Source organism: Bacillus thuringiensis (assembly GCF_022095615.2).
In the GTDB taxonomy this organism is placed as follows: domain Bacteria; phylum Bacillota; class Bacilli; order Bacillales; family Bacillaceae_G; genus Bacillus_A; species Bacillus_A cereus_AG.
The window spans coordinates 2,290,792-2,310,323 of record NZ_CP155559.1; the positions used below are offsets into that span (position 1 = coordinate 2,290,792).

Below are 19,532 nucleotides of genomic sequence, written 5' to 3' on the forward strand. Positions count from 1 at the left end.
TGTAGTAGGCATGATACTGATAAGTTAATTATTTTATTTTTATAAAATAATTAATAGAATGAGGGAGAGTTCATTGATATGAATAATGGAAGAAACGATAGTAAGTTTAGCAACCAGTGTGTCTCGATATTTAATCGGGATACACTGGTTTTATTTTTTGTAAATGTGGAACAAACGCATTATTTAGATTGTCTATTCATTGTAATCCTAAAAAATATGAAAGTACCAATCATTTTGAAAAATACAAAGGTATGAAAAATAGGGATGCGTGTAGGGATACAAAATATCGGTGCGCCTAAAAGTGTTGGATGAGATGGTATATATGAAAGCGATCCTAACGTCTTATATGTATATAGAATTTGATAAAACTATCTATTTTTATAGGGATTATGCTAGAATAACGTTTTTTTTGAGTACAAAGATATTGGAGGTAAGAGAATTGAAAGGTATGTTTTACAAAAAATTCATTGTAATAGTAACAGTGCTTACACTATTTTGTAGCATAGTTGTTACATCTGGGAGCGCATCAGCGGAAACAGTCCCTGTTTTAGACGTAGAAGCAGGATCAGCAATTTTAGTAGAAGCAAATTCCGGAAAAATTTTATATGAAAAAAATGCGGATGAATCACTAGCAATTGCTAGTATGACAAAAATGATGAGTGAATACTTAGTTCATGAAGCGGTGGATAAAGGAAAACTTAAATGGGATCAAAAAGTTAAAATCTCTGAATATGCATATAAGATTTCACAAGATCGCTCATTATCAAACGTTCCATTAGAAAATGGTGGCTCTTATACAGTAAAAGAGTTATATGAGGCAATGGCAATTTACTCTGCAAATGGTGCAACAATTGCTTTAGTTGAAGAAATGGCTGGAAAAGAAGCCGATTTCGTAAAAATGATGAATGATAAGTCAAAAGAGTTTGGAATGAAAAATTATAAATTTGTAAACTCTACAGGCTTAACAAACTATGATTTAAAAGGACATCATCCAGAAGGGACAACTCCAGATGAGAAAAATAAAATGTCTGCAAGAGATTGTGCGATTTTAGCACAACGTCTCGTTCAAGATTTCCCCAAAATGTTAGATACAGCAAAAATCCCCAAAAAAACATTTCAAAAGGGTGGCAAGTATCCAATTGATATGGTGAATTTTAATATGATGTTAAAAGGTTTAATTAAGCAATACGAAGGTGTAGATGGGTTGAAAACAGGAACTACTCCAGAAGCCGGTGATTGCTTCACTGGTACAGTAGAAAGAAACGGTATGCGTCTAATCTCTGTAGTAATAAAAGCAAACTCTCATACAGCACGTTTTGATGAAACAAAGAAATTATATGATTATGGATTTGCGAATTTTGAAGTGAAGAATATCTACGGAAAAGATGCAGTAGTAAAAGGGTATGAAACTTTGCGAGTTGCAAATGCGAAAGACAAAGATGTAGTAGTTCAAACGAAGCAAGCTGTTTCACTTCCAATGCCACAGGGCAATAAAGATGTTTATAAAAAAGAATTTAAAGTATCGAATAAAGAACAAGAAGCGCCTATTAAAAAAGGTGTAACAGTAAGTAAAATGATTATCTCGCCTAAAGATAATACAGATCCTGGGTTCTTATTAGGTAAATCATTACAAATAGACCTTGTAACAAAATCTGATGTAGAACAGGCAAATTGGTTTACACGTTTTATGCGTAAAATCGGATCTTTCTTTAATGGTATGTGGGATAGTGCGGTTGATATAGTAAAAAACTAACATAAATTTGTGTCCATAAATTAAAAAACGCTATTCTTTTTGTAGAAATATACAGAAAGGATGGCGTTTATTATGAATCTTTCGATTTAGAGGGTTCTGGTGCAAGGATAGTTTCATAAAGTTACATGATGAAAAACCACCCACTATTCCATCAAATGACAATAACAAATTAATATCCGATACGTATTTCTGTAATTAGATTTTATAAAAATTTAATAAAATCTTTTCTTTGTATTAAATATTTTGTTTTAAATTATGTATATAAAGAAATGGAGGTCAAATTAACTCTGTACTGCTTATATTAGGAATTTAAAGAAACTATATGTACAATTGTCCCGCTACATTCGTATAGTGGCCTTTATGAACAGCAAAATTTACAATTTACAAGGAGAACATTTTATGAGTAAGAGAATAAAAGAATTAGATTCCATACGAGGATTAGCAGCACTTACTGTGGTATTTGGACATTTTTGTTTAATGCTACCATCGTTGCCTAATTCTATTAAATTTTCCCCGCTTAGGTTTTTATGGGCGGGTGGGGAAGCTGTTATCGTTTTTTATGTACTAAGTGGTTTTGTGTTATCTATGGCACTTTATCATTCAAAAACAAATTATTGGGGATATTTAATTAAGAGATTTGTAAGAATCTATATTCCTTATTATTTTTGGATAATCGTTACCTTTGCTTTATTTATTTTATTTTCGCCGTATGAAGTGATAGGACTACGTGATTGGTTCTATGATAGGTGGCAAGGATCTATAACAAAATTAGATATTATAAACCATTTTGTGCTTCTTACTAACTTTTTTACGGAAAATTATAATCCAGTTATCTGGTCATTGGCTCAAGAAATGCGTATATCTATTGTGTTTCCGTTCTTATTCCTTCTTTTTTATAAACTGAGTTGGAAGAAAATGATACTATTTGCTTTGAGCTTTTCTTTAATTAGTGTTTTTCTTAATATGTTGCATATTGGGAAAGCTGAGGGGTTTTATAATGGCTATGCTGATACACTGCATTTTACAGCTATGTTTATGGTTGGGATGATACTTTTTAAGCATCAGGAAAAACTTATCTACTCATATAGGAATATGAAAAAATTTAATAAAGGATTTCTTATTGCACTAGGGATTATTTTATATTTATATTCCATTTTAATTTATGGTATTTCCCGTAATGATACTACTTTCTTATTAAAAGATTGGGGTGTCGTAATGGGTGTTAGTATATTTATTATAATGGCCATGAGTAACCTTAAAGTAAAAGCATTTTTAAATAAGAGTGTGTTTGTATACTTAGGAGAAATTTCATACAGTATCTATTTGTGCCACTTTCCAATCATGATGGTACTATTTAAACTTTTGTATACAAAGATACCTATCTTATTCCTTCTTATTTTGTGCATTACAATGACACTACTTTTTTCTATAGTTTCGTATCATTTAATCGAAAAGAAATGTATCAATTGGGCAAAACAAAGAACAACAAATTTTTTGAAAAAAGTATAATGCCTAGAGAGGTTTTATTTCTTTAATAAATATACGAATATGACCGATTCCTAAGTATACTTAGGAATCGGTCATATTTGGATTCTAAATGTAAATATAGTAAAGTGGAATATAATTGAAATCGAAAACCACTTAGAAATAACAATTACGTTGTGAGCTATTGTATAGTATAGATATGGTTAATACTAAAGGGGGAATACATATGTGGAAGCGATTTGTAGCGATTGGTGATAGTTTTACAGAGGGGATAGGGGATGAAGTTGAGGGAATTGTATTAAAAAGCTGGGTAGATCACTTTGTTCAACTGTCTGTAAACGATATAGAATATGCCAATTTTGCAAAACGTGGGTTAGTAACTAAAGAAATTCGCTCGCAGCAATTGGAAAAGGCATTAACTTTTAAACCAGATCTGGTTAGTCTAATTGCGGGTGCAAACGATGTATTAAAAGGACGTTGGAATCATCAAGCATATAAGAATGATATGGAATGTATGATAGATAAATTAAGTAAAACAGAAGCTGATATTATTATAGCAAACCTTCCAGATTTTACAGTAAGGCTTCCTTGCGCTTCTGAAAAAAAACAAGTAATAAAGGAACAATTATTAGAGGCAAATGATGTTATACGTTCACTGAGTAGAGAGTATAAGATTCATCATGTTGACTTTTGGAGTCATCCTTTAGTTAATGACAATACGCTTTGGTCTGCGGATTTAATTCATCCAAATTCAAAAGGGTATGTAAAAGTTGCTGAATTAATTCATAGTAGTTTACCTGTGCATGACTCTTCTAAATAAGTTGTAGAATGACTAAAAATCCTGTCGCACATATTGCACAGGGGTTTTTAATACGAAAAAGAAGGATATAGGGTGCCTATAAATTATAGTTTAAATAACTTTTTATTTTTGATATTTTCTGTTGCAGAACCCTTTGTTTAAGGGTTCTTTTTTGTATCAAATATATACAAAAAAGATAGAATTGCAGAATCCAAACTAAGAGATATTTTAAATGAAATTATTAAAACAATACTAATAATAAAGTTCATTAATTATATCCGCTTCTTCTGTTTGTATGAGCTTAAAAACTTCTCTCTTCTAATCCAGCTTAACCATAAATTAAATTTTTAGTGTAAATATGGAACAATGTCATTACTTACACTGTCTATTAAGCGTTAAAACATTTTTTATTAAATAAATTAAGAAAGGAATCATCATTTTTAACTAAGGGAGAAGATTGAATTGAAAAAATTATGGATGCTGCTTTTCGTTTGTTTCGCAGTTATGTTGGTAGGATGTAATAAAAACGAACCGCCAAAACAAGCATTTGAAGAATATATCAATTTATGGAACGATAAAAAATTTGCAAATATGTATGATCATTTATCAGATCATGCTAAAAAATCGATTTCTAAAAAAGAATTTACAGAAAAATATCAAAAAATCTATGAAGGTATTGGCGTTAAGAATTTAAAAGTTAAAACGAAAGGAGAGAATGCTAAAGATAAAGAACTTTTTCTTTTTGAAGTTAAGATGGATACGGATGGAGGACCAGCTTCATTTATCCATGAAGCAAAACTTGTGAAAGAAAAAGAATCTTGGAAAATAGATTGGACACCAGATTTCATTTTTCCAGGTATGAAAAAAGATTACAAAGTACGTATGCAAATAGAACAAGGAAAACGCGGAGAAATATATGATCGAAATGGAAAAGGGCTTGCAACGAATGGTAAAGCGTCTGAGGTTGGAATTATTCCAGAGAAACTAGGTGAAATGGCAGCGCAAACGAAAGAAATAGTAGCACAATTACTTGATATGTCTATAGAAGAGGTCGATCAGAAGCTCGCAGCAAAATGGATAAAACCAGATTCCTTTGTACCCATTGGTATTTTAAAAGAGGGAACTAGACAGAATGATTATATTGAATTAGAAGGAGTTTCCTCTCGTCCAGTAAATATTCGTACGTATCCATTAGGAGAAGCGGCGGCACACTTAACTGGATATATAGGAAAGGTGAATGCGGAGGAGTTAAAATCGCTTCAAAAAAAGGGTTATCAAGCAGATGATTTAGTGGGTAAGACTGGTTTAGAGAAGGTATTAGAGAATAAATTGCGTGGTGAAAAGGGTGGACGCGTATTTATGGAAGACGAGAACGGGAAAGAGATCAAAAACGTAGCAAAAAAAGAAGCAAAAGAAGGAGAAAATGTTACGTTAACAATTGATGCTGCAATTCAAGAAAAAATCTTTAATGAGATGAAAAATGAAGCAGGATCAAGTGCAGCGGTCAATCCTAAAACGGGTGAAACTATCGCACTTGTAAGTAGCCCTGCTTATAATCCAAATACAATAGTTAGAGGCGCATCAAAAGCCCAACGAGAAGCATGGAATAACGACTCGAAACTACCAATGATGAATCGTTTCACACAAGCATTTGTACCAGGTTCCGTATTTAAAACGATTACAGGTGCAATTGGTTTGGAAATAAACACAATAAACCCTAAGGAAGAATTTAAAATTCAAGGATTGAAGTGGACAAAAGATTCATCTTGGGGAAATTATTATGTAACACGTGTGAAGGAAGCTAGTCCAATTGATTTTGATAAGGCAATGAAGTACTCTGATAATATTTATTTTGCTCAACAAGCTTTGAAAATGGGAAAAGATCAGTATGTAAATGAATTTAAGAAATACGGATTTCATGAAAAATTACCAATTGAATACGAATTCCCTATTTCAATCATTGCAAGAGATGGAATAAAAAATGATATTCAACTTGCAGATACGGGATATGGACAAGGACAAGTATTAATGACACCACTTCATTTAGCACTAACATATGCACCGATTGTGAATGAGGGAAATATCCCGTCGCCTCATCTTTTAAAAGAAACAAAAGCAGCGGGGAATTGGAAAGAAAAAGTCGTTTCTAAAAAGAATCAAGAGATATTAAAGAGTGCATTAATAAAAGTCATTAATGACCCTGATGGCGCGGGGAGAATTGCTAAAGTTGATGGTGTAACTCTTGCTGGTAAAACTGGTACAGCAGAACTGAAAGAGTCGAAAGAAGCAGACGGAAAAGAACTGGGATGGTTTGCAGCTTTCGATGCAAATGCGCCAAACATGATTGTTACAATGATGATTGAAGATGTAAAAGGAAGAGGAGGAAGTAACGTTCCAGGTGAAAAAATAAAACATATTTTCCAGAAATAACACTTCATTAAAAGATGACATTCCTTCTCTAGTAAATATACAAATCTAACCGATTCCTGATTATATTAGGAATCGGTTAATTTATATTTAAACGCACATTGTTCCAAAAATAATATGATGAATATTCATTTTGAAATTATTATCTATATGGGGGGCGGGCATTTTCAAATCTGTAAAATGGAAAGAAGAATACTACGTACATGTTGATGTGTTAACTATTTAGATTGTATATTCAGTTGTAAATAACCTTACAACAATGTAATAAAAATGTAAGGTTAAACGATAGGTATAGTTGTATAGATGTCGTATTATGAATGGGGTTTAATATGACAAAGGAGTTGTAATATGATAAAAAGCGTTACAAACAATAGAATTGACGAACTTGACTATATTCGGGGGTTCGCATTATTAGGGATTATCTTGGTGAATATTCTAGCAATACTTTCTTTGGATATACCAAAGCAGAATACAATGGATGCAAGTTATCAAAGGTTTTTATATTTATTTGTAGAAGGCCGCTTCTTCACTATTTTTTCCTTTTTATTTGGAATAGGATTCTATATCTTTCTTACAAGAGCGATTGCAAAAGGGCAAAATGGGTATATTTTGTTTTTACGTAGACTTGCTGCTTTACTTGTTTTTGGAATCATACATACGTTATATCAGTCAGGAGAAGCGTTAAAAATTTATGCAGTTTGTGGATTACTTATATTACCATTTTATAAAGTGAAAAAAGAAATTAACTTAGTTTTGGGCGTTATTTTAACAATCTATTTTGCTAGCACTGGTGCTAAATCAGCCTTACCAATCGCGTTAATTTTATTAGGACTTTCAGCTGGACAATATCGATTATTTGAAAACCTCTCAGGTAAGATGAAGCAGGTTGCTATTTTTACATGCATAATGTTTATGTTAAGTGTGGTAGGTGTATATTATCAATATAAACATGTTCCACTTTTACCATTTGACACTATGCTTGTTTATGGTGAAGATGGTTCAGCGATCGGACAAAATGGTAAGTTTTTAGAAATTGGAATTGCAATAGGGCCAATACTTTCTGCGTTTTATGTAGGACTATTAATCCTATTACTACAAACAAAGGTGTTGAGAACATTACTTGCTCCATTAAAATATTATGGTCGCATGGCATTAACAAATTATGTAGGACAAACTGCAATGATTTTACTGGCAAGTAGTGTGCTTCACTTAAGAGAAACTATGACATATATGCAAAGTTTATATGTATGTATTTCAATTTATGTGTTTCAAATTATTTTCAGTTTCATTTGGATGAAATTCTTTAAATTGGGACCACTTGAGTGGATTTGGCGCATGATTACGTATAAAAAAGTTATGCCTATAAAGAAATAGTGAGCAATTAGTAAGAGGGTTTCAGAATGCGTTTTACATTCCAGTAGTTTGGATAGGGTGGCAAATTAGGACATACCTCTACGTTATGCTCTTTATTATTTTGTAAATGTAAGAAGCACAGAGAGAAGACATCTCTGTGCTTCTATTTTTGGCCTTTTTATAGTAATTCTGTTTTTAGCATTCAAAGTATATTAGAAAACGAAGTAGTTTATAGGTAAAACAGGGAGAGGAGATATCAACAATGTAAAAGAGACGCTTACGTGATTGTAACGTCTTTTTACATTTATAGGAAATGATAAACCGTTCATCCCAAAACAAGTGAGTCGGGAAGAGAACTAAAAAAAATCGTAATGTGTCAGTCGTAGGTTTCGTATTATTCAAGCCTCTATATTCATTCATAGTGTGTACTTTCTACTGTCCGTTGGTGTATGTATAACCGTAATATAAAAAAGATAATCAATGGAACAAATGAAACTTGTATCTTGTCTATATATTGAAACCATAATAAAAGTGAGGGCAGTTTAATGGTTATTTAAATAAGTTTGAGGTGTGGAAATGGAACAGACGTTTATTGAAAAGTGTAATCATGATGAGCTGGACGATATTATAAAAGACTATTGGCAAGATGTATGGAATTATTCATTTATTATTACGAAAGATCCACACTTATCAGATGATATCACGCAAGATGTATTTATAAAGGTATTTAAAAATTGGAATTCATTTCGAAAGGAGTCATCTATTAAAACGTGGATATTAAAAATCACAAGAAATACGGCAATAAACTATTTGAAATCCTCTTATTTTAAAAGAATATCTTTAATAGGTTTTTTTAGTGACGATAAGCAATCTCCATCGGCAGAACGAGAATTTTTTAAGCAAGAGGAAATGAATGAAGTGTGGGATGTTGTCTTAAAACTACCTAAAAAACACCGTGAAATAATTATTTTAGACGCAAAATATGAATTATCTTATGAAGAAATGGCTGAAACACTAGGAGTATCCATTGGAACTGTAAAATCTAGATTAAGTAGAGCGAGAAGTAAGGTTTCAAAATTAATAGGGGAGGGTGGTAGTGATGAACAATAAACAAAATCCTGACTGGTATAGAAAATTAAAAAAAGGTCCAATGGAACACCGTAAAGATGAAGAAGAATATATATATAAAATAAAGCAATCTATATACCAAAGTAATGAGGTATATTCCCCAAAACATACAAGACCATTTCGTAAAAAAGTATTGCCAATTGTAGTGGTTTTAGCTTGTACATTTTTATTTTTTATTGTTCAACAACCTTGGCTTGATGATAATAAATCACCGGTACAAAGTAGTACACAAATTAAGCCTAAAACAAAAGATGAGTCTGCTCAAAATCCAACATTAAAACAATTTATGAATGATTTATATCAAAGTACAAATGCAAAAAATGAAAATGACTTGTATAAAGCGTTAAATGATGAAGTTATATTTAAAGGGAAAAATTATAAGAAGGATGAATTGAAGTTTGATGAAGATATTTTTCATGAGTTGCAAGTCGCTCTAACAATGGGGGGAGAATTTGCAAATGATACAAAACAAGTATACAAAGTACCAAGTGGATTGACAGAAAGTAACCAATCAAAGCAAGCACATTTTATATATGCAACTGTTACTGGAAATAAAACAAAAATTTTAGCTGAACCAAAGCGAGAATCGCGAGTTTTATATGAAGTATCTAATGAAATGGTAAAAGCTTGGATTCCAGAAAAAGTGCAGAATGATGGATATATAAAAATATCGACAATTAACGGTAATACTGGATATGTACAAAAAGAGTATGTTTTAACTGATATTAAATATTCATTTATGTTCGAAAAGAATAAAGAGGGTATATGGAAAATAATAAATATAGATTCTATATGGTAAAAGAGGAAGGTTCACTTTAATGAACCTTCCTCTTTGTTTTTATTCTCTTTTTGAAGAGTATTCCAGGAGTCTAAAATTTCTGATGTAACGAGAGCAGCAATGTTTTTTTCTGAATTACTACCAGGAATAACGACAGAAACGGCAATCTGTGGATCTTCGATAGGAGCATATGCAACGAATAGAGAATGATTTATCATTCTTGCTTGCTCATTCGGAAAACCTGTAATACCAGTTTTACCTGCGACGTCAAAGGGCAATTTTTTAATCTCCTCTATATTTTGACTCATCCCACCTTGCACGACACTCCAAAAGTTCATCGGGTAACGATTTGAATTTTCTAAAATAGGTTTAAACTTTTTTGTTCCCTTACCATCTTGACCAATAATAGCACTTGCCATTTGAGGTTTATATTTATCACCTTTACTTGCCAAAGTTGCTGCATATTGAGCGAGTTGAAGAGGAGTATGCACTTCATTTCCGCCCCACGAGGCATTTAATAAAGCGGAGATTCCATTTTCAAACTTATTAGAAGGATGGAATTCATATTGTCCGTCTTCTTCAAAGGGTAAATCAATCCCGGTTTTAGAACGTAGGCCGAATTGCATTAAATAATCTGTCCATATATGTGCGACTTTCTCTACATTGCCATTATTTTGGTTAAATAATGGTAGAGCTACTTTTGCTGTCATAAATGTGTTAGATGAATTAATGATAGCTTGCCTCGGTGTAATCTCACCTGTGGGCGTTCCAGGTGCATTTGTAATGTTATTTTGATTATCATACTGAAAAGTACCTTTATCTAAATAAGTATCTTCAGGTTGAAAAAGCTTTTCGTTTAATCCAATTAAAATAGTAAGTGGCTTTATAGTAGAAGCCATATTTACATAAGATTCACCATACTTTAATTTTTGAATTGCTTTATTTTGCGAAAGTGATTTTATGTTATCTATTTTAGTTGATACATGTGTATGTAATATATTTGGATCAAAAACTGCTGAGTTGGCCATAGTTAAAATTGCGCCAGTTTTTGCATCGCTCACTACAGCATAACCAGCTTTAGCATCAGGTGTTTTCTTAATTTGAGATCTTAATGCTTCCTCTGTTTTTTGCTGCAACTTAGAATCTAAAGTTAGCCGGACATCTTTTCCGTTTTGTACTTTTCGAAAGTTCCAAAAGAACTTCTTATTATTCATTTTAAAAATAAGAGTTTTACCTGGTTTTCCTTTTAAATCATTTTCATATTGCAGCTCAATCCCACTTTTTCCAGCTGATATATGCTTTGAATTAAAGTCATTTTCTACATACCCAATTACCTGTGAACCAATTTCACGTTTAGGATAATATCGAATCACTTCATCTTTTATTATTACATTATTGGGTTTGTTTTTGTTTATGAATGCAAGTTCATTCTCAGTTATGTCAGAGTATAACGGTATATCATTCATAGACTTCTTTTTACAAGATTGTTGTAATTGAGATTTTATGTCCTCTGTAGAAATGTCATGTTGAAATTCGCTTGAAAATTGATCGAAAAAAGCCAATGTGCTTGATGTATCATGATTCGATAGCTTTTCATCATTATAAGTGCAATATAAAGATTTAACTTTCTTATTTGTAGCTAGTATGACACCATTTTGATCAAGAATTTCTCCTCTTGCAGCTGAAGAAGTCTCGGTAGTAATTGAAACGAAATTGCTTTTTAACAAAATTATTAAAATCACACCTACAATAGAAAGAACCGCTATAAATCTCCATCTTTTTATTTTTGTATGTAACATAAAACCCTCCCTTTTTAGCCTATTCCATCTTATAGTTAATAATTTTTTTTGTAAATGTGGAACAACTTTATTATTTAGGTTGTCTATTAAGTATTACAGCATGAAGAAAGGAATAATCAGTATGAAAAGTTTTTAGCAAATCTATGTGTAAGTTTTATATGGGCCAGTATACAGTTTAGCATTTCTAATGCTAGCGACAAAAAATAGAGAGAAAACAGGAAAGGAGAGTTATGAATTACCTAGCTCAACGAAAAGAAATGGATGCTAACAAGGATTTAGCAAAAAAGTCGAACCGATATTTATAACCGGTCATCGATATGTAACATATAAGGGGAAAAATGGAGGATTTATGGAACAACAAAAAAGAAACAACAAGACAAATATATCTATTCGATTAAATATAATGTTTCTTTGCATATTTTTACTATTCTCAGCTATTATTATGCAGCTAGGAAAAGTGCAAATCGTAGAGGGAGAGGCTTATAAGAATCAAGTAGAAAGTAGTCAAAATGCAACAACCAGCATTCCAGTTCCACGTGGACAAATACTAGATCGAGAAGGGAAAACAGTTGTTAATAATAAATCTCTTCGTACGATCACGTATACAAGGGTGAAGGGGATTACGAGTGAAGATATTTTAAAAATAGCAAAAGACTTGGCAAAAGTACTTGAAATGCCTGAAGAAGATATAAATAAATTAACAGATATCGATAAAAAAGATTTTTGGATGCAGTTGAATACGAAACGTGCGGAGACAATGATTACGAAAAAGGATATAGAAAAGTTTAAAGAAAAGGGAGTAGAGGGAAAAGAGTTAGATAAAAAAATAGAAGATTTAAGACGAAGTCGCGTTACAGAAGTAGAATTAGCAGAATTAACAGCACAAGATTTAAAGGTGTTAGCTATTAAAAGTAAAATGAGTTCAGGTTATCAACTAACACCACAAATTATTAAAAAAGATGTAACAGATGAAGAGTATGCGCGTATAAGTGAAAACCTTGCGAATTTTCCAGGAGTAGATGCGACGGTTGATTGGGAACGTAATTATGTAAATGGTAATTTATTTCGTTCTGTATTAGGAAATATTACGAGTAGTGAAGAAGGTCTGCCTAAAGAAAACTTAGATTCTTATTTGGTACGTGGATATAACCGTAATGATCGTGTAGGAAAAAGTTATATTGAACAACGATATGAAGACGTATTACACGGTACAAAAGAAGAAGTGAAAAACATTACTGATAAAGCAGGAAACATTATAAACACAGAAGTAATTTCTAAAGGGAAAAGTGGGAATAGTTTAACATTAACGATTGATATGGAATTACAAAAGAAAGTGGAAGAAAGTATAGAGAAAAATTTGAGAGCTTTTAAGAGTTCAGAGCCGCTGCTCGATCGAGCTTTTGTCGTCATGACGAATCCAAATAACGGACAGATTCTATCTATGGCAGGAAAAAAGATTGTAGAAAAAGAAGGGAAAACAGAGATTGAGGATTTAGCATTAGGTAACATGACAACTTCGTATGAGCTAGGATCAGCTGTAAAAGGTGCTACTTTATTAACTGGCTACGAGACAGGAGCAATACAGCCAGGAGATCAATTTTATGATGCACCGATGAAATTTAAAGGTACACAAGCCAAGAAATCATGGAATGTATCCGGATTTGGTAATATTAATGATTTACGAGCTTTACAAGTATCTTCGAATGTATACATGTTCCAGACAGCTTTAAAAATTGCAGGAGTTAATTACGTACCAAATGGCTCATTGGATATTAAACAAGGAGCATTTGATACGATGCGCTATTATTTCAAGCAATTTGGCTTAGGTGTGCCAACAGGAATTGATTTACCGAATGAAATAATTGGACAAACGAGAAAAGTAGATAGTCAACCTGGCTTTTTACTAGACTTTTCTATCGGTCAGTATGATACGTATACGCCGTTGCAATTAGCACAATATATTTCAACAATTGCTAATGGTGGCTATAGAATGCAACCTCAAATTGTACAAGAAATACGAGAGCAATCAATAAAAGAAGAGGTTGGCAAAGTTATACGCTCCATAGAGCCGGTCGTATTAAATCGTATTGATATGAAGACAGAACATATTGATCGAATAAAAGAAGGGTTTAGATGGGTATTCCAAGAAGGTGATGGAACTGGCGTGAAGTATTTTAAAAATGCGCCATATAAACCAGCAGGAAAGACAGGGACAGCTCAAACTGTATATGGTGGAGATGATCCAATTGGTAGAAATGCAAAAGGAGAACGTATGGAATGTTACAACTTAACGTTAGTTGGATATGCTCCATATGATAATCCAGAAGTAGCATTCTCAGTAGTAGTTCCGTGGCTTCATGATGATAAAAATGGAATTAATTCTATAATTGGAAAGGAAGTTTTAGATGTATACTTTGATTTAAAACAGCAACGTATACATGGTGAAGCTACTAGTACAGGTAGTTCTAAGCAAAATTAGAGTATTTTTTTCAGGGAAGAGACCCTGTTTATATAAAGAAAACCATTTATAAGTAAAAAAATGATATGTGAAATAAGAGATAAATGCGATCATAGCTACTATCTCTTATTTTGTTAATCACTCTCATACTAGTTATAAATTTTTTAAGTTTATGGAACAAATTTGTTTCGGTGATTGTCTATTATGTGTACGTATAAATAGGTACTGAAAATTTGGAAGGAATGATGATTTTGAAAAATAAGAGGATACTAAAAATAGGAATATGTGTTGGTATATTAGGTTTAAGTCTTACAAGCCTAGAAGCTTTTACAGGAAGGTCACTGCAAGTTGAAGCGAAAGAAAAGACTGGACAAGTGAAACATAAAAATCAGGCGACACATAAAGAGTTTTCTCAACTTGAGAAAAAATTTGATGCTCGATTAGGTGTATATGCAATTGATACTGGTACAAATCAAACAATCTCTTATCGACCAAACGAAAGATTTGCCTTCGCATCAACATACAAGGCTTTAGCGGCAGGAGTATTACTACAGCAAAACTCAATTGATACATTAAATGAAGTTATCAAATTTACGAAAGAAGACTTAGTGGAATATTCACCTGTTACAGAGAAACATGTAGATACGGGAATGACACTAGGAGAAATTGCTGAGGCTGCTGTTCGTTCAAGTGATAATACTGCAGGGAACATTTTATTTCATAAAATAGGCGGACCGAAAGGATATGAAAACGCGCTTAGAAAGATGGGGGATCGGGTTACTATGTCTGATCGCTTTGAAACAGAATTAAATGAAGCTATTCCAGGAGATATTCGTGACACTAGTACAGCGAAAGCAATTGCTACGAATCTTAAAGCTTTTACGGTCGGAGATGCACTTCCAGCTCAAAAACGTAACATTCTTACAGAGTGGATGAAAGGAAATGCTACAGGAGACAAACTTATTCGTGCAGGCGTACCAACTGACTGGATAGTTGGAGATAAATCGGGTGCTGGCAGTTACGGGACAAGAAATGATATTGCTATCGTTTGGCCGCCAAATAGATCACCAATTATCATCGCAATTTTATCTAGTAAAGATGAGAAAGAGGCTACCTATGATAATCAACTCATTGCAGAGGCAACTGAAGTTATAGTTAAGGCTCTTAGATAATAATCTCTCAATTATTTATATAAAATAATGAAAAATAAGAACTTGGAAAGCGATTCTTTTTAATGTAAAAAGAATCGCTTTTTTATAAGCATGTAAACTATTTATACATATGTAATATAAAGATATAATTAATGTAGAAAAGAGGGTGAATAGTTATGGAGAATGGCAATCAAGTCTTTTGGAGAACAGATTGTCTTATTTTGAGAAGGTTTAGTATTGATGACACTAACTACTTTCATTTTTATCGTTCTAATCCAGAAGTGGCTAAATTTCAGTCATGGGTTAATTATCAATATCATGAGGCTAAAACGTTTGTAAATGAACAAGTTAAAAATAATCCTAATCTACCAGGTACTTGGTTCCAGTTCGCAATTGCTTTGGCTGAAAATAACAAAATAATTGGAGATTGCGCACTTCACACACTTGTAAATGAACCTCGCATCGTAGAAATCGGATTTACTCTTTCTCCAGAATATCAGGGAAAAGGCTATGCAACTGAAGCTGTTTATGCCTTATTGAGTTACATATTTCATTCATTACGGAAACATAAAGTGATTGCATTTTCGGACGTTCGAAATAATAAGTCTATTTCAGTACTAGAACGAGTGGGGATGAGGAGAGAAGGTCATTTATTGCAGAATTACATGCTAAAAGGCGAGTGGATTGATGAATATCAATATTCAATATTGAATTCTGAATGGAAGGACCCTACATAATTATAAAATTTAGAAACAAAGTATGATGGTTGTAAATTAAAATACTATAAAAATAACGTTATAAAAAAAGATCCTAGTGTGTACTAGGGTCTTTTTTATATGTTATCGATTTATTTCATCTTTTGATTCCGCATTAACAGGCAGTAAGACCCCCGCCTCAAAATTCAGCGAAAGCAAAGAAGTTAGGTGGGGGGCGGGCTGCAAGTAAAAGCCCGATTGGTGAGGGCTAATAATCAGTGGGGGATGAACAAAACCCCCACTGATTACAGTTTCACTTTATAATAACCATGTTTTACAACTTGCCTAGTTACTTCAATAGCATGTATTTCAGCAAATTCGGCAATATCAACTACAATCGTATTTTGTAAGATATTAACTACACAACCTGTTAATTTTAAGGTGGAGTTATTACGGTAGGGAAATTGTACGTAGGAACCAATTGTAACGTTATTTTTTGTCTCCATATGATACACCTTGCTAAAAAAAATTTTTCTTCAATGTGAAGATTCGTGCATTATATAATACACGAATGAAGATAAAATACAAGAGTGAAAAGAGGGAATATATCGAATGAATTACTCTCGATTAAGCGTATTTTAAATAGTTTCACATCATGAAAACTAGGGTGTTTGTAAAACTTACTTATTTTATAAAAAACTTAAATAATCCTACATTATGTATCTTGTTTTAATAGAAAGAAATAATATTAACCAATGGAATTTCACTTTAGTTTTAGGTATATTATAATTGACTGAATGAGTATATTGGTCAGTTAGTGCTGTTTTGAAACTTGTAAAGTAGCGCTCATTATGTTTATGGAATTGATTTCATGAACTATGGTTTTAATATTGTGTGATAGGTAAGTGGACGGAAGTAATTTAAACTCTTGGGAGGAGGAACAGCCAGTAGTTTCTGTGTGCGGTCTATTAACAATAATTTCATGGTGTTTAAATGGTAAAGTGGATAACGTATTTAATAGGGTAACGCATGATTGGTAGTTATAAGAATCCATACATATACCGTATACCCCTCGAATTAAGTATAGGAAGCTATAGTTTGAGAGAAGTTACATAGTAGGTGTGACACTAAGATTAAAGAAGCTAATGTAATCATGAAATGACAAAAAGAGAAAAATATGAGAAATGAGGAATTGAGATGGGAAGTATAAGGAATAAAAATGTTAATAAATTGAAAAGAATTTCACAAGCAATTTTGATTGTTATTGGAGCATTTATAACCGCATATGGATTAGAGGCTGTACTTATTCCGAATAATGTCTCAGATGGTGGTGTAACAGGTATAAGTATCGTTAGTTCTCAGCTATTTGGGTTACCATTAGGTCTTTTAATTGGAATTATTAATATTCCATTTGTTTGGCTAGGTTATAAACAAATCGGTAGAGGATTTGCAATTTATTCAGTTATTGGTATTGTATCACTTGCAATAGGCACTATGGTTATGCATAATGTGCCTACAATTATTGAAGGAGATACATTGTTAGTTACTGTTGTTGGTGGTGTGATTATCGGCTTCGGTATGGGATTAGCACTTCGTAATGGCGGAGCGTTAGATGGAATTGATATGCTAGCGGTATTGTTGTCTAGGAGATTACCGTTTGGCACAAGTGATCTTATCTTGTTTTTAAATATGTTCGTATTTATTTTTGTTTCAACAGTATTCGGTCTTCAGGGTGGAATTTTATCAGCGATTGCTTATTTTATTGCTTCTAAAGTAATTCATATTATTGAGGTAGGATTAAGTGGATCTAAAACATTTAAAATTGTTACAAAAGAACCTAAATTAATGATAGATACAATCTGGGAACGTCTTGGGAGAAATGCAATCTATAACGAAATGTATGGTGGATTTTCGAAAGAAGCCTATAAAGAAGTTAGCTGTGTTATCAGTCGTTTAGAAGAGAATAAAATGAAGGAGCTTATTCATGAAATTGATGAAAATGCTTTTGTCACTGTATATGATGTTGCGGAAGTACAAGGCGGAAACTTTAAAAAGCATGATATCCATTAAGGGTGTTAACTAAGTTAAATATTTTATACATGGTTGATTATTGAAAAAGATAAATACCTCACCACATATAGATAGACAGCTGTTATGTAATAAGATATACAACTGCAAGGTACATAGAACGAAAGCTAATGTATTCGTACGAACTCAAAAAGCCGAAATTCCTTAACTTAGGAATTTCGGCTTTGATGTTATATGATAGAGTTGCTATTAAATCAGAACAAGCCATGTTTACTTCGACAGAATTATATAAGTTCTTAAATTCCTTAATTTGGAAAATTGTAGTGCTAATCAAGATTTTAGGAGGATATATGAGGAAGAAGACTAAAAGAATTATATTACTTATTGCTACATTAGTAGGTTTTAGTATCTTTTTATATTTACAGAACAATTTAATAAGTATTACTGAGGTCAAAATAACCTCTAGTAAAATTCCCACCTCTTTTAAAGGATATAAAATACTTCAAATTTCAGATTTGCACAATAAACAATTTGGCGATAATCAAGAAATTTTAATTCAAAAAGTTAAAAGCATAGAACCAGATATTATTGCTATTACGGGTGATCTAATTGACAGTAATTCATACGATGCAGAAGTTAGTATGAAAGTAATACGAAAACTTGTACAGAAGTATCAGGTATATTTTGTGACAGGAAATCATGAAAAATTGTCAGGGGAATATAACAGTTTAGAAAAAGAACTGAAGAAAAACAATGTCAATGTTTTAAGAAATGAACATGTAAGCATCCAAAAGGGTGTACACCAAATAAACTTGCTTGGTATTGATGATCCAGAGTTTGTTACTGGAAAACGTGATGAAAGAAATATTGTAAAAGATGAAATTATAAAAGCGAAAAGTGAAATGCAGCCGGATACATATAATGTATTACTATCCCATAGGCCTGAATTTTTGACAGAATATGCTGATGAGCAGATAGATTTAGTGTTATCGGGGCATGCTCATGGAGGTCAAGTTAGATTGCCATTTATCGGAGGGATAGTTGCTCCGAATCAAGGTATATTCCCTAAATATACAGCCGGTTTATATGAAAAACAAAATACATCTATGGTAGTGAGTAGAGGATTAGGCAATAGTATCATTCCGCAAAGAATTTTCAATAGGCCCGAACTTGTAGTCGTGCAGTTAAATTGAACTGTACGATTTTTTGTATAGAAAAAATAAATAGTCCATATGTAATGTATACAAGTTAACATTACAATTTTGTTAAAAATTTTCTACGTTACATAAAGTAACAAAATTTGACCCGCAGAGTTTGTTATAGTGTAAATAATCAAAAAACTTAAAATTTGTCGAGTGAAAATTGTGATAAGGAATCTGTATAAAAACTTAAAGGGGTGTACACATGCATAAAGAATATGAAATTGAAGAGTATACGGCGATTGAGGAACAAATACATTATTATTGTAAATGTTTATTAGTAAGTCATCCTGATCAAATTATAAAGTATTTAGAAAAAAGGTTAGAAAAATATGCAGAAACATTACAATATGCACATTTATATCCCGATACAGTGATTTTACCGTTACAGCAATTAGTTATCGAATATTCTTTAGATGTTGCTAGAATTAGGAAATATATGAATTTAAAAACGTAAAGTAAAATATATAATTTAAATG

Annotated in this window: 15 protein-coding genes and 1 pseudogene; 13 read left to right on the forward strand and 3 right to left on the reverse strand. The window is 32.3% G+C overall.

Features of this window, described 5'->3' with window-relative positions; all coding sequences use genetic code 11:
• Positions 1 to 439: 439 nt before the first annotated feature.
• The 7 genes from KZZ19_RS11765 to KZZ19_RS11795 all read left to right on the forward strand — a co-directional run bounded on the left by KZZ19_RS11765 (position 440) and on the right by KZZ19_RS11795 (position 9,744).
• Positions 440 to 1,753, forward strand: a complete 1,314-nt coding sequence (locus KZZ19_RS11765; protein ID WP_322349780.1) for a D-alanyl-D-alanine carboxypeptidase family protein — start codon at positions 440 to 442, stop codon at positions 1,751 to 1,753.
• Positions 1,754 to 2,113: 360 nt separating this feature from the next.
• Positions 2,114 to 3,262, forward strand: a complete 1,149-nt coding sequence (locus KZZ19_RS11770; RefSeq protein WP_098342455.1) for an acyltransferase family protein — start codon at positions 2,114 to 2,116, stop codon at positions 3,260 to 3,262.
• Positions 3,263 to 3,437: 175 nt separating this feature from the next.
• Positions 3,438 to 4,058, forward strand: a complete 621-nt coding sequence (locus KZZ19_RS11775) for an SGNH/GDSL hydrolase family protein (RefSeq protein WP_237982773.1) — start codon at positions 3,438 to 3,440, stop codon at positions 4,056 to 4,058.
• Between the two features lie 441 nt (positions 4,059 to 4,499).
• Positions 4,500 to 6,467 (forward strand): penicillin-binding transpeptidase domain-containing protein, encoded by a 1,968-nt coding sequence (locus tag KZZ19_RS11780; protein ID WP_237982774.1) that lies wholly within the window; start codon positions 4,500 to 4,502, stop codon positions 6,465 to 6,467.
• A gap of 345 nt (positions 6,468 to 6,812) precedes the next feature.
• On the forward strand, positions 6,813 to 7,838 hold the full coding sequence (locus KZZ19_RS11785) for a DUF418 domain-containing protein (RefSeq protein WP_237982775.1): 1,026 nt from the start codon (positions 6,813 to 6,815) through the stop codon (positions 7,836 to 7,838).
• 555 nt (positions 7,839 to 8,393) lie between these two features.
• Complete coding sequence (locus KZZ19_RS11790; RefSeq protein WP_237982776.1) at positions 8,394 to 8,927, forward strand: RNA polymerase sigma factor; 534 nt, start codon at positions 8,394 to 8,396, stop codon at positions 8,925 to 8,927.
• Positions 8,917 to 9,744 (forward strand): SH3 domain-containing protein, encoded by an 828-nt coding sequence (locus KZZ19_RS11795; RefSeq protein ID WP_237982777.1) that lies wholly within the window; start codon positions 8,917 to 8,919, stop codon positions 9,742 to 9,744. Before KZZ19_RS11790 ends, KZZ19_RS11795 begins: the two co-directional genes overlap by 11 nt.
• An 11-nt stretch (positions 9,745 to 9,755) precedes the next feature.
• On the opposite strand, the gene KZZ19_RS11800 is transcribed toward KZZ19_RS11795, so the two are convergent.
• Entirely contained in the window at positions 9,756 to 11,522 is a 1,767-nt protein-coding gene (locus KZZ19_RS11800) for a peptidoglycan D,D-transpeptidase FtsI family protein (protein WP_348638039.1), read from the reverse strand.
• Positions 11,523 to 11,871: 349 nt separating this feature from the next.
• Between KZZ19_RS11800 and KZZ19_RS11805 the strand changes: the two genes are divergently transcribed.
• A complete protein-coding gene (locus KZZ19_RS11805) occupies positions 11,872 to 14,001 on the forward strand; it encodes a peptidoglycan D,D-transpeptidase FtsI family protein (protein WP_237981858.1) in 2,130 nt (709 codons plus the stop codon).
• A 224-nt stretch (positions 14,002 to 14,225) separates the two neighbouring features.
• Positions 14,226 to 15,152 carry a class A beta-lactamase Bla1 gene (gene bla, locus KZZ19_RS11810; RefSeq protein ID WP_237981857.1) on the forward strand — a complete coding sequence of 309 codons (927 nt, stop codon included), beginning with the start codon at positions 14,226 to 14,228 and terminating at the stop codon, positions 15,150 to 15,152.
• Between the two features lie 7 nt (positions 15,153 to 15,159).
• Here the strand turns inward: bla and KZZ19_RS11815 are convergent.
• Positions 15,160 to 15,234: pseudogene (locus KZZ19_RS11815) on the reverse strand (undecaprenyl-diphosphatase); the annotation flags it as partial.
• Positions 15,235 to 15,307: 73 nt separating this feature from the next.
• Between KZZ19_RS11815 and KZZ19_RS11820 the strand changes: the two are divergent.
• A complete protein-coding gene (locus KZZ19_RS11820; RefSeq protein ID WP_098342450.1) occupies positions 15,308 to 15,868 on the forward strand; it encodes a GNAT family N-acetyltransferase in 561 nt (186 codons plus the stop codon).
• 263 nt (positions 15,869 to 16,131) lie between these two features.
• Here KZZ19_RS11820 and KZZ19_RS11825 read toward each other — a convergent pair whose 3' ends face one another.
• Complete coding sequence (locus KZZ19_RS11825; protein WP_237981856.1) at positions 16,132 to 16,332, reverse strand: DUF2187 family protein; 201 nt, start codon at positions 16,330 to 16,332, stop codon at positions 16,132 to 16,134.
• A gap of 691 nt (positions 16,333 to 17,023) precedes the next feature.
• Between KZZ19_RS11825 and KZZ19_RS11830 the strand changes: the two genes are divergently transcribed.
• The 3 genes from KZZ19_RS11830 to KZZ19_RS11840 all read left to right on the forward strand — a co-directional run bounded on the left by KZZ19_RS11830 (position 17,024) and on the right by KZZ19_RS11840 (position 19,510).
• Entirely contained in the window at positions 17,024 to 17,896 is an 873-nt protein-coding gene (locus KZZ19_RS11830; protein WP_029442760.1) for a YitT family protein, read from the forward strand.
• A gap of 308 nt (positions 17,897 to 18,204) precedes the next feature.
• Positions 18,205 to 19,047, forward strand: a complete 843-nt coding sequence (locus tag KZZ19_RS11835; protein ID WP_237981859.1) for a metallophosphoesterase — start codon at positions 18,205 to 18,207, stop codon at positions 19,045 to 19,047.
• A gap of 211 nt (positions 19,048 to 19,258) precedes the next feature.
• Complete coding sequence (locus KZZ19_RS11840; protein WP_000548621.1) at positions 19,259 to 19,510, forward strand: hypothetical protein; 252 nt, start codon at positions 19,259 to 19,261, stop codon at positions 19,508 to 19,510.
• Positions 19,511 to 19,532 lie beyond the last annotated feature (22 nt).